The sequence below is a fragment of the Archangium gephyra genome (assembly GCF_049060025.1).
Classification (GTDB): Bacteria; Myxococcota; Myxococcia; order Myxococcales; family Myxococcaceae; genus Archangium; species Archangium gephyra_A.
In genome coordinates this window covers 6,268,250-6,284,833 of sequence record NZ_JBMEQQ010000002.1, presented here as the reverse complement: position 1 = coordinate 6,284,833, position 16,584 = coordinate 6,268,250, and the positions used below count along the sequence as shown (strand labels likewise).

The following is a 16,584-nucleotide window of genomic DNA, read 5'->3' as shown; positions in this document are numbered from 1 at the left end:
AGCGCGGGGACTAGAGCTGCACCTGCTTGCGCTCCGGGTGGGTGATGTAGCCGGTTCCCGCGGCCACCAGCTTCGCCATCAGCCGATCCATGCCGTTGGAGCGCGAGAAGGCCATCTCGTTCTTCGTCACGCCCACCAGGGTGAGGAGCTGCACCTTCCCCGACTCGAGCTGGAAGTGCGAGGGGCGCGAAGGGTCGGTTACGAAGACGAAGCCGTTGAGCTCGGACTCACCGCCCGTCAGCGTGCCCTCCACCGGGTAGCGATGCCCCACCGCGAAGGCCCGCATGCACACCAGGTTGTAGGCCATCATGTCCAGCAGTCGCAGCACCGGCCACTTCGCCTCCTCGGTGGTGTGGATGACCATCTCGTACCCGACGCCGCTGGGGCCGTTGGGGTCCACTTCCTCTCCCGGGGCCAGCGTGATGGGGTTGGACAGACCGCTCGTCACGTACGTCCAGTAGGGGTACTCGGGGCTCGGCGGCGCCACGCGCACGCCCATGCCTCCCCAGTTGGGATCCAGCTCCTTCACCTCGGCCAGCTCGCTCTCGAGCCAGGCCTCCAACGCACCAGTCTGCTCCAGCGTGTAGACCTCTTCGCTGATGGTCCCGAAAAGCTTCGGGTACTCCACCTCGTCACGATCCGCCCAGCAGTCCTCATACCACTGGCAGAAGGCCTCATCCGTCTCAGGCGCTTTCATAGCCAGGGGACTCTAACGGGTTGTTCCCTCGCGATTCACTTTTCCTTCGTGTGGAACTGTTAGCTCCCAAGGTGGGCAACCTCCTTCCCACCCCGTGGCGCACCGCTTCCCAACCCAGGGCAGGCAGGCAAGCACCGGTGTCGCACGCTGTACCCACGAGGCGACCTCCGGTGGACGAAGTGGGTGTCCGGGTGCCCGGTATGGGTCGTGAAAGGGAGTGGAACGACGAGCAGCCAGGGCGCTCGGGTCCACAACTGGAGGAGCGACATGCAGAGGGGATGGAAGGCCATGGCCATGGCCGTGGTGCTGGGCGGGGCGGGGGCGGCGAGTGCTCACGAGTTCACCTGTGACAAGCGCGTCCACGTGAAGGGCGAGGGGCAGCCCAGACCGGGCGAGGCGCCCCGGGTGACGAAGTTTCCGGCCACGCTGCGCTTCCAGTACAAGCTGAGGAACGTCCACCCGAAGGGGGAATCGGTGGCGGACCTCGTGGAGGACCCGCTGCTGGCGCCCTACGGCTTCGGCTCGCCGTTCCCCACGCCCATGGCGATTGGGGTGGGGGAGGGGCGCGACGCCACCTTCGAGCTGAAGCTGGACTCGCCCGAGGCCTGCCAGGCCCTGGCGGCGAGCGATGGCCGGGTGGATGACAGCTTCGACAGCGCGCTGCGGGTGAAGTGGGCCCTGGGCGAGACGCAGTGCGCCGCGCGCGTCACCTGCTGCGAGCCCTTCGTGGACTGCGAGCTGACGTGCCCGCCGGATGATCCGTACTGCGCGGAGCCGCCGGGCCCGGGAGCGCGGGGGCCCTCGCGCAACGCGGGCTTCTTCAAGGTGCACGAGCAGGCGCTGGGGCAGTGCGTGGCCGCGGGCCGCATGGACCTGGGCGTGGCGCGGGTGGAGACGCTGGAGCAGGCCCTGGGCCTGTTGTGGGCGAGCCCCGGCCTGGACCGCAATGGAGGGGTGCGCAGCGAGGCGGACGCCCGGCGTTTCGAGCTGGCGCGCGAGGCGCTGGTGGCCACGTGCAACGAGCGGCTCTTCGGTGCGAGTGAGAAGCGGGGCCGGGCGCTGGACGAGGCCCTGCGCACCCTGCGGGGCGCCTCGGGGGACGAGGGGCAGGCGCGGCTGGTGAGGGAGCTGGGCCGCCACAACGACGCGGGGATGCGCCAGCCGCTGCCCGGGGGCTTCGATGCGGGGCGGGCCACGCCGGCGCACGCGGCCAGCATCGCCACGGATCCGCTGGAGCCGGGCCGCGAGTAGCGCCGCTTCCTTCACACACCTTCCAGGAGAACACTCACCATGAAGAAGCTGATGCTGTCGGTGTTGGGAGCGGTGGCGCTCGGGCTCGGGGGCTGCGGTGGGGCGTCCGGGACACAGGAGGCCACGGGCCCGCGCCCGGACTTCCCCGCGGATGCCCAGGGCCAGCGTTTCGAGCTGCGCCTCAAGGGGGTGAACAACCCCGGCTATGACTCGGCGCTGGTGCAGGTGCGCCGTCTCTCCGTCACCACGGAGAAGGGCGAGGCGCTGCCGGTGCGCCTCAAGTCCCGCTTCCCGATGGAGCTCACGCACGCGGAGCAGGCACACCTGGTGGGCCTCTTCCTGGTGCCCGAGGGCGTGGAGCGGGTGAAGGTGGAGGTGACGTTCGACGACTTCGGCGGCTACGAGGCGGCGTCGGAGGGCGGAGTCATCGACACGCGGGTGGCGCCGCTGCGCTTCGAGGCGCCGTTGGCGTACCTGTCCGAGCACGGCCGCGCGGTGGTGCACCTGGACCTGACCCAGTCGCTCCAGGCCCAGGGCGAGGCGAAGCTGCTGATGCCGAGCCTGGACGTGCGCTACTGAGCGGGCCGCCCGCCGTTCCAAGAGACCCTCGGCGGGAGTGTCCAGCGGGCCTCCTCGCCGAGGATGAGGTTCCTCCTCGCACTTTCGCTCCATGACCACTTCCGATCCTGATGGGCCCGGGCATCTCCGCCGTGAGGCCGCGCCGCTCGATTTCGAGCAACTGACCAGCGACCAACAGCGTGCCGGAGTTCAGGCGGCTAGGCTCCTCGCGGAGATGTCCGAGAGTAGGTTGAGCGAGCCGGAGAGCAGCAGCCGGCATTCCTATCTGCCGGAGATCGATCCCATCCGGGACAACCACGTGGTCCTGATCGATGGGCGGCGTGGCTCGGGCAAGTCCTTGTTGCTGCTCACGTTGTTGAAGTCCTACCGGGATGCGGCCACGGAATCTGAGGTGGTGGCGGATTTCGAGGGCCACATCCGCTCTCGGCATTCCATCATCCCGGTGGGGTTGATCGACCTCCAACCGCTCCCAGAAGACACGAACCTGCTCTTCTACATCCTGGGGCACCTCGAACGCGTGGTGGAGGCCATCGAGGGCAATCAGGGAGAGCCACGCCAGCGGGTCCCCGAAGCCTGGGAGGAGGTGGATACGCAGGAGCTGCAGTCGCGTCGGCGCTGGCGTGAGCTCGCCCGTGCGGCGGCCTTTGGCTGGGGAGGCAATCTCAAGGAGCGAAAGGCCCGGCTGGATCCCGAGTCCTATGCGGTGGAGATGGAGCACGGGGAGCTGCAGCGCCTCGATGCCATGCACCGCTTCCGGCTGTTCATGGAAGCGCTGGTCTCGGACTATCAGCAATGGAGGCGCTGGGAGCGCAACCGCCTGCCCTTCTTTCTGCTGACCATTGATGACGCGGACATGAATCCAGATCGCTCCGGAGAGCTGTTGGAACTCGTCCGCAAGCTCTGGCACCGGCGGCTGGGATTCCTCCTCACGGGGGATAGCAACCTGTTCATCGCCAAGCTGCGGGCCGAGTTCGAGACGAAGATGAGCAAGGGGGACTCGAGTCGGGCACAGCATCTGGCGTACGACGTCTACGCGAAAATCATCCCCATACGGCAGCGCTGCGCACTCCCTCCGATCGATCTAGACGAGGTGTTGCTGTTGCCACAACCCACCCCCATCCGGACGACCCTCCAGCAATTTCCCGTGCGGAGGGGGCTGGGGGTCATGGCCGCGCAAGGAGTGCAGGAACTGGCGGCATTCTTCGACGAGAGTTCGCAGATGCGCGCGGCCCTTCCGGATCGGATTCGCAGCCTCCTGTCGATGCAGGAGGAGTTGAAGTCTCTCCTCCACCGGCGGGACGGGGCTGCCACGAGCACGTGGGCCGTGCTCAAGATCTGGGAGAATGCGCTGAACTCTGCACGCGGCGCTGGCTTCGAAACCGAACGCTGGCGGGAGTTGGTACGTTTCGAGGCCGAGAACAAGCTGTTGGTCGTGAAGTCGACCCCCCTGGAAGCGAGCTTCGAGGGGGCTTTTTGGGGGTCCACACAGATTCGGCCACAGTGGGAATACGCTATCAGCGCACCAGGCAATCTGCGGGTCTTCGGGCCCATGCCGAACCGCAAGAATACAGTCGAGTTTCCGCCTCGCGTGTTGGGCTCTTTCCTGCTGGCACACGAGTTCGTGCACGTCGATGAGAATGGTTCGTACGAGGGCTCGATTGTCCCGGAGAACGCGCGGAACTTCTTCGTGGAGATCAGATGGGTACGAGGGGGGTATCAGCCCACACTGGTGTTCAACTGGGTCCTGCCGATGTGGAGTTCCTTTCTCGACTTCCATCGGTTCGTGAAGGGGTGGAAGCGCCTGCTCGAGGCCATTCCTAGTGATAGCTCCCAAAACCTGGATCGACTCGGATGGGGCTTCCTCCAGTTGGCGGTCCAGGTGGCGGCGGGCTCCGAGCGCGAGCCAGGAATCCCCACAGGAGAACCTGACTGGACTCGATGGGGAGAAGCCGTTGTCGAACTGTCGAAGCACCAGAAAACCGAGCGTGCGGTTGCGATGAGGGATTGGGCTTTGAGGCATTCCGCCCAACTCGCCACTCCCGAAGCTGGAACCTCTCCCGCATTCGCGGGGAAGCTCCTAGGGGCGCTTGCAAGCGCTTACGGCCGGGACTGGAAGCAGGTCTCGGAGATACAATACCGGGCGCGCTTGCAGCGCACGGAGCAGGCGCTGGAAAGGGGGCGTGCAAGAGGTGCGCAGCATGCAATGTTCCAGACGGTGACTGCGGATGGTGTCCAGGGAGAAATTGATAGTCAATTCCCCGACCATCCGTTCATCCGCCGTGTTGTGCGTCGCTCCCGCTTACGTTCGGGTGATAAAGAAGAGGCGATCAGAAATCTAGTTGACAATACCCTGGCAAGCATCCGTGTGCCCCTGGCCGAGGAGTGGTTTCGAGCTGGGGATACATCGTTGAGGCTTTATGTCAATTCGTTGAGGCGACGCCTGCTGGAACTCAATCCGCCAAACGTCTTGAGGCAGGCAAGCAAGGCCGTGTACGGGTACACGGAAATCAATCGCGGTGTGGCCTACGCTGTGGTGGCTCTCTGGGAAGAGTTGGTTGTTGCACGCAACCGGAAGAACTTGAAACCGAAGGTCGCATTGGCCGGCGATCGGGTACGCATCAGAGATGCACAATTGCGCCAGGAACTGCACGACAGAATTCGAGCACAGTGGGCACAGGTGCCAAAGTACTCCTGGCAATTGAGAGTTGAGCATGGTCTGAGATTCCATCTCAGCAAGCTAGGTCCGGAGAAGCCCCTGACTCCGTCTGTGCCACTGGGGTTGGAAGCTGTGCTACGGCTGGCTTTCGACTATTCGATGGATCAGGATGACCTCGAAAAGGCACTGCCCCCATCGAACGAGTGGTGGCCGTATGTAAAGGTCACACTTCCAGAAGCAGGAACTTTCGCGCCGTGGCCTGCGATTCCATGGCCTTCTCTTTGGGAATGGGAGGAGCTTCAAGAGACCTGGAAGGAGATATTGAAGAAAGGCAGGTTGCTGGCTCGTCAGGGGGCTGCTGAAACCCTGATCCTTGATGCGCTCGCTTCCTGGCTCGTCAGTGCATATCTCTCATGCAAGACACGCGGCAGGCCGGGGTCCTATCTCCGCGTATCCCAGACCAGGGATGATTGGGTAAGAGCCGCAGTACAATGGAGCGATAACCTCAAAGGGGAGAAGGAGCATGCCAATGGACGGCGGGCCCGCGCCATGCAGGTGGGCCTGGAAAGTCTGATCTTGTTGGCTACTCCTGAGTCGGGTTTGAGCACCGATTCCGCCGAGGGAATTTTGATCGTCCTTGGTCCTGGTTCCCAGCGCGAGGTGACTGACATTGGTCCTGGTTCCCGACGCGAGGTGCCCGACATTTCCCTGCTGAATCAGTTGCGGCTCCGGCGGATGCTGGATGCGGGGATTCCCGAATCAAAGGCTAGGGCTGCGCTGGAGTCCTTGGATCGTGGCTTGGAGGAGCATCCCTGGGTAAAGCGGATGGGCGCGTTCCAACTCCCGAAAGAGGGCGGTGGCCGACGCCCCAAGCCCTCTGACGGGGAATGACGCACAGGACGAAACACCGTGCCGGGTGATGATCGATACCAACGCCTCGTGGCGGAAGCGGAAGCCTGGCCCGTGACCTCGCGGGTCGCGTACGCGCTGCGTGTCTTGCGCCTTGGCCATGCCGCTGCCGGTGTGCTCGATACCAGCACCGCGCGGCTCGCGGATGCACTCGAGCTCCATCTCCGTACCCGGGCGGAAGGGCGGTCACTGGAGACCCTGAGGGGGCTTCGGGAGCATGCGTGGTTCGGAGAGGGGCGTGGCGCGGCGCGGGCGGGAGAGGCCGTGCCGCTCGCGGTCTATCTCCGCACCCTCGCCGGACGATACCTCGCCTGTGACGGGCAGCGGCTGGCCCTTCGAAGCGAATCCATTGGAGGCCGTTCGGACCTGCCCGAACGTGTGGCTCACTGGCGTTGGCTGTCGCTCCGGTTGCCGCCGGATCTGCTCATCGCGGCGCTCCATTCGACCCGAACGGACGATCCGCCTGGGAGCAGCGTGAGCCTGGGCACACCGCACCTGCGGGAAGTGCTGAGCGCGCCCGTGGCGGAGACTCATCTCCATGCGGGAGCCGCCTTCACCTTCACCCAGCTCTGGACGTTCTGGATGGGCTGGTTCACGAAGGATGTACCTCCGGTTGCTCGTATGCGGGGCGACGAGCATTACCCCTTCGGTTCGGCTCGCGGTTTCGTCGCCATGCTCTTCTCTGCGGCGACCGTCCGGTTACTGCTCGCGGCCTTCCTGCGGCAAAGGGACCGGGGCCTCCCGGACTTCTCCTGGTTCTGCGGTGAGGGCCTGCAGCGGCTCTCCCAGCGTGCTCTCTGGCCCCTGGGTGCTGAGGATTGCTACCGGGAATGCCGTCGTGCCATTCGCAGGGTCGTCACAGGGGCCGCGGAGCAACCCCTGGCCGTGTCCCAGCGGCTGTATGGCGCGCTCGCCAGCAGCCCGCTCGGACAGCCGCGGAGCCGGGAGGATATCCACCAGGGGGATCCGCTGTCCCGATGGTTCGCCGCCCTGCCAGGGGAGGCGGTTCCCGAAATCCGCTTCACGAGCTGTGGGCTGTCATACCTGCTGGACGAGGGGCGAGCGGATGCCGCGTTCGCCACCGTCTTCTGGCAGTACCAGCGCGTCCGGTGCGAGGCTCATGCCTTCCTCGTCGAGGAGCCCGGGACGGCGGGGCTCGATTGGTTCCAGACGCACTACCGACGGTTGTCCGCACTGAGGGGGCCGCTCGACCTGCATCTCCATGAGAGCGCTCTCGAACTCGACAGCGAGGATCTGAACCTCGGCTCGCTGGAGGTCCGCACCTCCCCCTCCGATCAATGGTACGCCATCCGAGACGAGGTCCGGCGGCTCGCGAGTAGCGGGCACTCCCGCCGGCCGCCCTTCCCCTCGCACACGCAGGAGGTGCGGCCTCCACAGCGGGGACTGATCCTCCACTTCATCAAGGAGCGGGAGAACCTGAAGGGACGGGGCAACCGGCCGCGGCTTCATGCGGACCCCGCTGGCAGCAGCACCGGCTTTCGTTTTGGCGCCTGGTATCTGGATCGGCGGCGTCAGGCGGATGCCATCGTGTTCGCGCTGGAGAAGCACCCCGAACTGTTGCTCCTCCTCCGCGGATTGGATGTGGCCAGCGCGGAGCTGGCGACGCCGACCTGGGTGACCCTTCCACTCATTCAACACCTTCGGGGTGCTTCCCGGAAAACGGCGGCGATTCTCCGCCGCCAGCGACCCCACTGGAACGTTCCTCCGCTGCGTGTCACCTACCATGCCGGAGAGGAATTCCGCCGGTTGGGGGAGGGCTTCCGCCGGGTCCACGAACTCTTCGACTTTGGGGTCATGCGCGCGGGGGACCGCATCGGTCATGGCCTGGTGCTCGGTGTCCATGTGGCATCCTGGGCGGAACAGGCTCGCCGGGTGGTGCAGCCTGCGGAGGAGCGGCTGGACGACCTGCTCTGGGAGCTGGATCTGTATGGCTCGGGAGTGCTTCCAGCCAACGGGGCACGTGTCGAGCGTACGCGCACCGAGGCCCTGGCACTGGGTCAGGAGATCCATGCCTCGAAGGAGATCAGCCTTGAAGCACTCATCCGGGCCCGCCGCCTCCGGCACCAGCCCGGGGTCCTCGCACGTCTTGGATTTCCCTACCGACGTGCGGAGCCGGTGGGTGTACGCGATGGCTCCCTGCTGCTTGTCTGGCGGCACCTCACCGACGTCGGTGCCTTTCAGCGAGGGCAGCGTCCCGTGGAGGTTCGGGTAGACGAGCGGGAAGTCGCTTTCCTGGAGGATGTCCGGCGTTGGCTTCGCACCCTGCTGCGCGACCAGGAGATCACCATCGAGACCAACCCCTCGAGCAACCTGTTGATCTCGAACATGGTGGGCCTGGAGGACCACCCCGCGCTCTCGTTGGGTCAGGCGCCTCCGATGGTGACGCCGGAACGGGAGTCGGTTCCCCTGCTGCTGTCGATCAATACGGACGACCCCATCACTTTCGCCACCTCGCTGGCGGATGAGTTCGCCTACATTTACTTCGCCATGCTTCGCAGTGGGCTGACCGCCAGCGAGGCTTTGCGCGCCATCGACATCCTGCGGAAGAACGGCTGGCGCTCGCGCTTCACGTTGCCGGCGAGCGCGGATCCGGTTTCCCTCCGTGTGTTCAAGCCTCTCATTCCCGGAGCAGGGACTTCATGAGCCTGCTCAGCTCCCCTGTGGTCCAACCCGCCCAGTACGAGGCGCGTTGAGCGATCCGCAGTCCCAGGAATGCCGTGGCCTGGAGTCGTGCCATCCCATCGTCGCGGTAGGCGTGCCAGCACTCCACCAGATCCCGGGAGAGGTTCCACGGGGAGGGCACCCGGGGACGTAACTCATCTATCCATGACAAGGCGACACCCCTTTCCATAGCGGAAGAAAGTCCGGGCGAAATCGAGCAGCCCCTCACGGTAGTTGTGCCGGACGACTGCCTGGTCCGTGAAGCCGAAGCGGTAGCCGCGTTCACTCAGTGCGAACGAGAGGCCCGGGTCCTCGCCTCCCGCGGTCCTGACGCGCTCGTCGAATCCGCCCACCTCCTCGAGCGCGCTGCGCCTGTAGATGCAGTTGGCGGTGACGAGGTACGAGCACGAGGGTGGTGGCTCCAGGATGCGGTGGTAGGTCATGTAGCGGGAGATCAGCCCGTCTGTTGCTGGCTCCACCCGGCCACCGATTCCCGCGATGTTTGCTGCCGCGTCCGTCAGGGACTGGACCAGGAGCGGGAGCCAGTCGGGATCAGGTTCGCAGTCATCATCGGTGAAGGCGATCAGCTTGCCTCGAGCGGCCCGCCATCCCTGGTTCCGCGCGCAGGCAGGACCCTGGGATTGGGACTGGCGCACGTATTTCAAGTCGAACGGGAGTTCCTCCCGCAGTCTCATGGCAGCCCGTGGCGTGTCGTCGGTCGAGCCGTCATCCACGAGCACGGCTTCGAACGCATTCATGTGTTGCCTGGCCAGCGCGGTCATACAGCGTTCGAGCAGGGCCCGGCGATTGTGCGTGGGGACGACCACCGAGACGAGGGGCGGCATGGCCTCCAATGTATTCATTGCCGCCTGGGCCAATGGTCAGCAGGGTGCTCTAGAGCACATGCCCTCCGGTCCCCTCATTCTGTTCGCTGCCCGACCTGTGAACTCGAGGTGGCAGCATCCGGTGGCGCGGCCGTGCCGTGGCCTGCCTCTTGTTCTTGAGCTCCTGGGCCGGGTGGAGAAGGGGCTGCGTCATGAGCCCATCTTCTCTCTTCCTGGCTTTGATTTCACGCTTGGCCTCGACGTACCTCAGCCGGTGGCGCGGCCCTGGAGGGGCCAGGGCTTGAGGCCGGCGACCTGCTCGGCCTGCTCGACGGCGGGACGCAGGTGCGCGTGCTCGCGACGCAGGAAGTCGCGCACCGCCTTGTCCAGCGTCCTGTCGAAGAGCAGGTGGGCGCTGTGCACCGCCGTGGGCTCGAAGCCGCGGGAAATCTTGTGCTCGCCGCCCGCGCCGGGCTCGAACACCTTGCGCCCCGCCTGGATGCACTCGTCCACCGAGTGGTACAGGCACACGTGGAAGTGCAGGAACGGGTGCTCCTCGTGGCACCCCCAGTAACGCCCATAGAGGCGCTCGGCGGTGACGAGATTGAAGGCCCCGGCGATCACCTTCCCCTTGTGCTCGGCCTGCACCAGCTCCACCGTCTCCGGCAGCGAGCGGAAGGCGCGCACGAAGAAGTCCTCGTTGAGCTGCACCTGGCCCCAGGGCCCCCGGCTCGCGCACGTGGCCTCGTAGAAGCCATAGGCGCGCCGCGCATGCTCGGAGCCCAGCTCCTCGCCTCGCACGGTGCGGATGACGATGCCCTGGTTGGCGGCGGCCCCTCGCTCGCGCTTGATCTGCGAGCGGCGCTTGGAGTCGAAGCGCGCCAGGTAGTCGTCGTAGCCGCGATAGCCCGGGTTCTTCCAGTGGAACTGCAGGGTGATGCGGCGGGCCAGTCCCTGCTCCTCGAGCAACTCCGCCTCGTCCTCGCGGGGATAAAGGAAGTGGACGGAGGAGCAGCCTCCCTCGCGAGCGCTCTCGATGGCGGCCTGGATGAGCGCGAGGCGCAGCGCGGGGACGTCCTCCCCGGCGGCGATGAGGAAGCGCGGACTGGTGGCGGGGGAGAGCGGGGCGCCGACGACGAGCTTGGGGTAGTACTCGATGCCGAGCCGCTCGGCGGCACTGGCCCACGCGAAGTCGTAGATGTACTCGCCCATGCTGTGGTGCTTGCGGTAGGCGGGCGAGGCGGCGACCAACTGCTTCCCGCGCCAGAGCGTCAGGTGCTGGGGCTCCCAGCCCGTCTCCAGCCGGGCGCTGCCACTCTCCTCCATGGCGGACAGCCATGCATGGCGGATGAAGGGCGGGGCGTCGGGTCCGGTGAGGGCGTCCCAGGCGGCGGCGGGGACATCGGCGATGGACTCGAGGATTCGGAGGCGGAGGTCGGCGGCCACGAGGACTCCTATTAACGCGGGTACGGGACGCTCGCCGTGCAACCTTACTTGGAGAGCAGGGAAGCATACGGGTGTTGAATCGGATGGCCGGGGCGGAGGGTTCAATGGAGAATTCCTCCATGAGGCAGTCCCTCGACGTCGCGGCGCCCCCGGCACTCGTCCCCTCCGTTCCTGGCTACCAGGTGGGCGCACTGCTCCACGTGAGCGAGAGGTCCCTCCTCTACCGGGGACACCGTCTGCGAGACAACGCCCCCGTCATCCTCAAGCTGCTGCGCGCCGAGCGGCCCTCGTTCTCCGAACTCCTCCAGTTCCGCAACCAGTACACCATCGCCCGCGGCCTGCAGCTCCCGGGCGTCGTCTCGCCCCTGGCACTCGAGCGCTGCCACAATGGCTTCGCCATCATCATGGCGGACGACGGGTATGTGTCGCTGGAGGACTACCGCGAGACCCATCCGCTCACCCCGCGCCAGGTGCTGGAGATCGGCATCGCGCTGGCCGGGACGCTTGAGGGGCTCTACCAGCACCGCGTCATCCACAAGGACCTCAAGCCCCACAACATCCTCATCCACCCCGGGACGCGCGACGTCAAACTGACGGACTTCAGCATCGCCTCGCGGCTGCCCCGGGAGACCCAGACGCTCGACAGCCCGGAGCTGATCGAGGGCACCCTGGCCTATATGTCTCCCGAGCAGACCGGGCGGATGAACCGGGGCATCGACTACCGCACCGACTTCTACTCGCTCGGCGTGACGCTCTACGAGCTGCTCACGGGCCTTCTTCCCTTCCAGGCCACCCACCCGCTGGAGCTCGCCCATTGCCACCTGGCGCGTCCACCGCTCCCGCCGCGTGCGCTCAATCCCGCCATCCCCGAGATGGTCGAGCGCATCGTCCTCAAGCTGATGGCCAAGACGGCCGAGGAGCGCTACGCGAGCGCGTACGGGCTCCGGCACGACCTGCGCACCTGTCTCGACGCCCTCCAGGCGCAGGGCAGCGTCCCGCCCTTCGAGCTGGCGCGGCGCGACGTCTCCGACCGGTTCCTCCTCCCGGAGAAGCTCTACGGCCGGCGCGAGGAGGTCCGCACGCTGCTCCAGGCGTTCGACCGGGTGTGCCAGGGGCGGATGGAGTTGCTGGTGGTGGCGGGCTTCTCGGGTATCGGCAAGACGGCCGTGGTGCAGGAGATCCACAAGCCCGTCGTCCGCTCCCGGGGCTTCTTCGTCTCGGGCAAGTTCGATCAGCTCGGGCGGAGCATTCCGTACTCGGCCCTGGTGCAGGCCCTCTCCAGCCTGGCGCGGCAGCTTCAGGCGGAGAGCGGCGAGGGTCTCGAGGCGTGGAAGCGGCGGCTCCAGGCGGCCCTGGGCGGGGAGGGCCGGGTGGTGGTGGACGTGCTGCCGGAGCTGGAGTGCATCCTCGGCCCCCAGCCCGAGGTGGCGGAGCTCGCGCCCGCCGCCGCGCAGCAGCGCTTCCACCGGCTCTTCATCCGGCTCTTCCGCGTGTTCGCGACGGAGGAGCACCCGCTCGTGGTGTTCCTCGATGACCTGCAGTGGGCGGACTCGGCCTCGCTGAACATGCTGCACCTGCTGGCCACGGAGCTGGGCACCGCACGGCTGCTGGTGATTGGCGCGTACCGGGACAACGAGGTGGGCCCGGCCCACCCCCTCCTGCGGACGCTGGAGGAGATCCTCCAGGCCGGCGTGCCGGTCCACCCCATGACGCTGGCGCCGCTGACCGAGGCGGCGGTGAACGAGCTGGTGGCGGAGACGCTCTCGTGTCCGCTGGAGCGGGCCCGGCCCCTGACGGAGCTGCTCTACCAGAAGACCCTGGGCAATCCCTTCTTCACCTCCCAGTACCTCAAGCTCCTCTTTCAGCAGGGCCTGGTGAGCTACGACGCCGCCGAGCACATGTGGCAGTGCGACCTCGCCCAGGTGCGCGCGCTGTCCGTGTCCTCGGACGTGGTGGAGTTCCTCGCCGGCCAGCTCCAGCGCCTGCCGGAGGAGACGCGGAAGGTGCTCGAAGCTCGCCGCGTGCATCGGCAACCGGTTCGAGCTGGCGACGCTCTCCCGGGTGTATGGGCGCCCGGAGGCGGACACGGCGGCGGCGCTGTGGCACGCGCTGCGGGAGGGGCTGATCCTCCCCACCTCGGAGGTCTACAAGTTCTACCAGGAGCCCCTGGGCCCGGGCGCTCCCGGCGTGGAGCCCCTCCCGGCGCGCTACCGGTTCCTGCACGACCGGGTGCAGCAGGCGGCCCACTCGCTCATCCCCGAGCAGGACCGGCGGCGGACCCACCTCGACATCGGCAGGCGCCTGCTCGCGACGGCCTCCGCGCAGGAGCGGGAGGCGCACCTGTTCGACATCGTGAACCACCTGAACCTCGCCCGGGAAGCTCCTGGTGGAGGTGGGGGAGCGCCACGTGCTCGCGGGGCTGAACCTGCAGGCCGGCAGGCGGGCCCTGGCGTCAGCCGCGTATGACGTGGCCCGGGAGTACCTGGAGGCGGGGCTGTCGCTCCTGACGCCGGGGAGCTGGGAAACGGACTACGCGCTGACGCTCGCCCTCCACGAGGAGGCGGCGAGCGCGTCCTGGCTCAGCAGACGTTTCTCCCGTCAGGACGAGCTGGTGGATGCCGTGCTGTCCCACGCGCGCACGGTGTTGGACCGGGTGCGGGTCCATGAAATCCGCATCCAGACGGCCATCGCCCAGGAGCGGATGGCCTACGCGCTCGACACGGGGTTGCACCTGCTGAAGGCGCTGGGGGTGGAGTTCCCGGAGTCGCCCCAGCCCGAGGACCTCCAGCGTGGACTCGAGGAGGTCCGGGCCGCGGTGGGAGAAGGGGCCCCGGAGCGCTTCCTCTCCCTGCCGGAGATGACGGATGCCGGGCGGCTCGCGGCGGTGCGGCTCATGACCCTGCTGGCGCCGCCCGCCTACCAGACGAGGCCCGCGCTGTTGCCGCTGCTCGTCTTCCGTACGGTCGTGATGACCACGCGGCATGGAATCTCGCCCATCGCGGCCTCCACCTTCGCGATGTTCGGGCTCATCCTCTGCGGGGTGTTCGACGAGCTCGACGCGGGCTACCAGGCCGGCCAGCTCGCGTTGACGATTCTGGAGCGCTTCAACGCCCGGGAGCCCCGCGCGAAGACGCTCTACGTGGTCAACGCCAAGACGATCCACTGGAAGCGCCACGTGCGCGAGACGTTGCGGCCCCTGCTGGACGCGTATGCCAGCGGGCTGGAGACGGGAGACCTCGAGTTCATGGGGTGGGCGGCGGACTTCTACTGCCACCACTCGTATTTCCTGGGGCGGCCGCTCGGCGCGCTCGCCGGGGAGATGGTCGAGTACCGGCAGGTCCTCGAGCACCATCACCGCGCCGTGACGCTCCGGCAGTACGCGGTGTACCAGCAGGCGGTGCTGAACCTCTCGGGCGAGGGCGAGACGCCCTGGCGCCTGGTGGGGCGGGCCTGGAACGAGGACGAGCAACTTCCGCGCTACCTGGCGGACGGCGACGGCACGGCGAGCTGCATCGCGTACGTCAACAAGCTGATGCTGGCCTACCTCTTCGGGCAGTACCGGCTGGCGGTGGAGAGCGCCGACGCGGCGGAGCCGTTGCTGCCCACGGTGGCGGCCCAGCTCCTCGTTCCCCGCTACTTCTTCTTCGACTCCCTGGCGCGGCTCGCCGTGCTGCCCGGGCTGGAGGCGGCGCAGCGGAGCGCGGCGCTGGAGCGGATTGCCTCGAACCAGCAGCGGATGGAGCGCTGGTCCCGCTCGGCCCCCATGAACTTCCTCCACGCCTACCACCTGGTGGAGGCCGAGCGCTGCCGGGTGCGCGGCGCACGCGCCGAGGCCCTGGAGCACTACGATCGGGCCATCGCGCTCGCCCGGGAGCACGACCAGCCCAACGACGAGGCCCTCGCCCACGAGCTGGCCGCCCGGTTCTTCCTCGAGTGGGGGCTGGGGCACCGCGCGAGGCCCCACCTGCACGACGCGTATGAGGCCTGCTCGCGCTGGGGCGCGCACGCCCTGCTGCGCCACATCTCCGCCCGCTACGCGGAGCAGGGCCTGCCCGCCCATCCCGCCGGAAGTCACGAGCCGCGCGCCTCGGGCGAGACCCGGACCGAGCTGGCCCTGATGGATCTCCAGAGCGTCCTGACGGCCTCCCGCGTGTTCTTCTCGGAGATGCACCTGGACCGGCTCCTGGAGCGGGTGGTGGTCATCCTCTGCGAGAACGCCGGGGCCCAGCGCTGTGTCCTGCTCCGGGAGGAGCGGCAGCACCTCTCCCTGGTCATGGAGCACACCGCCCTCACGGGGGAGACCCGCCGTTACGCGAGTGGCACGCCCGCGGGGGCCGAGCACGTGCCCGCCTCGATCGTCCGGCTCTGCATCCGGACGCAACAGCCCCTGCTGGTGCAGGACCTGTCGCGCGACGAGTTCCTGGGCGAGGACCCCTACGTCCACCGCCAGGCGCCTCGCTCCGTCCTGTCGCTCCCCATCTTCCACCAGGGCCGGCTGCTGCTCGTCGTCTACCTCGAGAACAACCTGGCCCCGGGCGTCTTCACCTCCCGGCACCTGCAGATTCTGACGCTGCTGGCCTCGCAGCTCGCGCTCTCGCTGGAGAACGCGGCGCTCTACGGGAGCCTGGAGCAGCGCGTCCAGGAGCGCACGCGCGAGCTGGAAGCGGCCCACAAGCAGCTCGTGGACATGGCCCACCGCGCGGGCATGGCGGAGATCGCCAGCGGGGTGCTGCACAACATCGGCAACTCCCTCAACTCGCTCGTGGTGACCACCGAGAGCCTGACCCACGATGTGACCCACCTGCCCGTGGACCAGTTGAAGAAGAGCGCCCGGTTGCTCGCGGGCGAGGAGGCGCGCGCCGCCGGGCTGTCCGAGCGGAACTCCCGGACGCGGCTGCTTCCCGAGTACCTCGACAAGCTGGGCGACCGGTTGCGGCGGGACGCCGGCCTCATGCTCGAGGACCTGCGCTCGATGAAGACCAACCTCGAGCAGATCGGCGCGACCATCCAGGCGCAACAGGCATACGCCCATGGCCCGCGGCTCGTCGAGCCGGTGGACGTGGCGGCGCTCGTCGAGGACGCGCTCCGCATGCAGCGGTCCTCGCTGAGCCAGCACCAGGTGCGCATCGAGCGCGACATGGCGCGGCTGCCGGCCGTCTCGCTGGAGCGGCACAAGGCGCTGCACATCCTGGTCAACCTCATCAGCAACGCGAAGCAGGCGTTGCTGGAGACGGGGCGGGAGGACAAGCGCCTCCGCATCGAGGCGCGCCCCAGTGGGCCGGGGCACTTCCAGCTCGTGGTGCGCGACAACGGCGTGGGAATTCCGGCGGAGGACCTGCAGCGCGTCTTCCAGTACGGCTTCACCACGCGCCAGGGGAGCCTGGGCCATGGCCTGCACTGGGCGGCCAACACCGCCCGGGAGATGGGCGGCACCCTGGTGGCGGCCAGCGAGGGGCGCGGGCAGGGCGCGAGCTTCACCCTGGAGCTGCCCCTGGGAGGCCCCTCCGCCGCCGAGTCGCTCCGCCAGACGGTTTGAGCGG

10 protein-coding genes are annotated in these 16,584 nt (G+C 67.5%); 6 read left to right on the top strand and 4 right to left on the bottom strand.

The window, feature by feature from the left end; translation table 11 throughout:
- Positions 1–10 precede the first annotated feature (10 nt).
- Positions 11–697, bottom strand: coding sequence for a suppressor of fused domain protein (locus tag ACN28I_RS27210; protein ID WP_420944850.1), 687 nt, complete (start codon positions 695–697; stop codon positions 11–13).
- A 267-nt stretch (positions 698–964) separates the two neighbouring features.
- On the opposite strand from ACN28I_RS27210, the gene ACN28I_RS27205 reads away from it, so the two are divergent.
- From ACN28I_RS27205 to ACN28I_RS27195, 3 genes are all read left to right on the top strand, one after another.
- A complete protein-coding gene (locus ACN28I_RS27205) occupies positions 965–1,948 on the top strand; it encodes a hypothetical protein (protein WP_420944849.1) in 984 nt (327 codons plus the stop codon).
- Between the two features lie 39 nt (positions 1,949–1,987).
- On the top strand, positions 1,988–2,527 hold the full coding sequence (locus tag ACN28I_RS27200; RefSeq protein ID WP_420944848.1) for a hypothetical protein: 540 nt from the start codon (positions 1,988–1,990) through the stop codon (positions 2,525–2,527).
- A gap of 229 nt (positions 2,528–2,756) precedes the next feature.
- Positions 2,757–6,074: a hypothetical protein gene (locus ACN28I_RS27195; RefSeq protein ID WP_420944847.1), complete on the top strand. Its 3,318-nt coding sequence runs from the start codon at positions 2,757–2,759 to the stop codon at positions 6,072–6,074.
- 1,056 nt (positions 6,075–7,130) lie between these two features.
- Here ACN28I_RS27195 and ACN28I_RS27190 read toward each other — a convergent pair.
- Entirely contained in the window at positions 7,131–7,316 is a 186-nt protein-coding gene (locus ACN28I_RS27190; protein ID WP_420944846.1) for a hypothetical protein, read from the bottom strand.
- Between the two features lie 159 nt (positions 7,317–7,475).
- Here ACN28I_RS27190 and ACN28I_RS27185 point away from each other — a divergent pair, with 159 nt between their 5' ends.
- Entirely contained in the window at positions 7,476–8,756 is a 1,281-nt protein-coding gene (locus tag ACN28I_RS27185; RefSeq protein WP_420944845.1) for a hypothetical protein, read from the top strand.
- 173 nt (positions 8,757–8,929) lie between these two features.
- Here the strand turns inward: ACN28I_RS27185 and ACN28I_RS27180 are convergent, their stop codons facing one another.
- Both ACN28I_RS27180 and ACN28I_RS27175 read right to left on the bottom strand, forming a co-directional pair.
- A complete protein-coding gene (locus tag ACN28I_RS27180) occupies positions 8,930–9,619 on the bottom strand; it encodes a glycosyltransferase (protein WP_420944844.1) in 690 nt (229 codons plus the stop codon).
- A 246-nt stretch (positions 9,620–9,865) separates the two neighbouring features.
- Positions 9,866–11,044: a GNAT family N-acetyltransferase gene (locus tag ACN28I_RS27175; RefSeq protein ID WP_420944843.1), complete on the bottom strand. Its 1,179-nt coding sequence runs from the start codon at positions 11,042–11,044 to the stop codon at positions 9,866–9,868.
- A 119-nt stretch (positions 11,045–11,163) separates the two neighbouring features.
- Here ACN28I_RS27175 and ACN28I_RS27170 point away from each other — a divergent pair, with 119 nt between their 5' ends.
- Together ACN28I_RS27170 and ACN28I_RS27165 are read left to right on the top strand one after the other, a co-directional pair.
- Positions 11,164–13,467, top strand: coding sequence for an AAA family ATPase (locus ACN28I_RS27170; RefSeq protein ID WP_420944842.1), 2,304 nt, complete (start codon positions 11,164–11,166; stop codon positions 13,465–13,467).
- The gene (locus ACN28I_RS27165) at positions 13,431–16,580 is read left to right on the top strand and encodes an ATP-binding protein (RefSeq protein ID WP_420944841.1); all 3,150 of its coding nucleotides are present in this window, start codon (positions 13,431–13,433) and stop codon (positions 16,578–16,580) included. Before ACN28I_RS27170 ends, ACN28I_RS27165 begins: the two co-directional genes overlap by 37 nt.
- Positions 16,581–16,584: the final 4 nt, after the last annotated feature.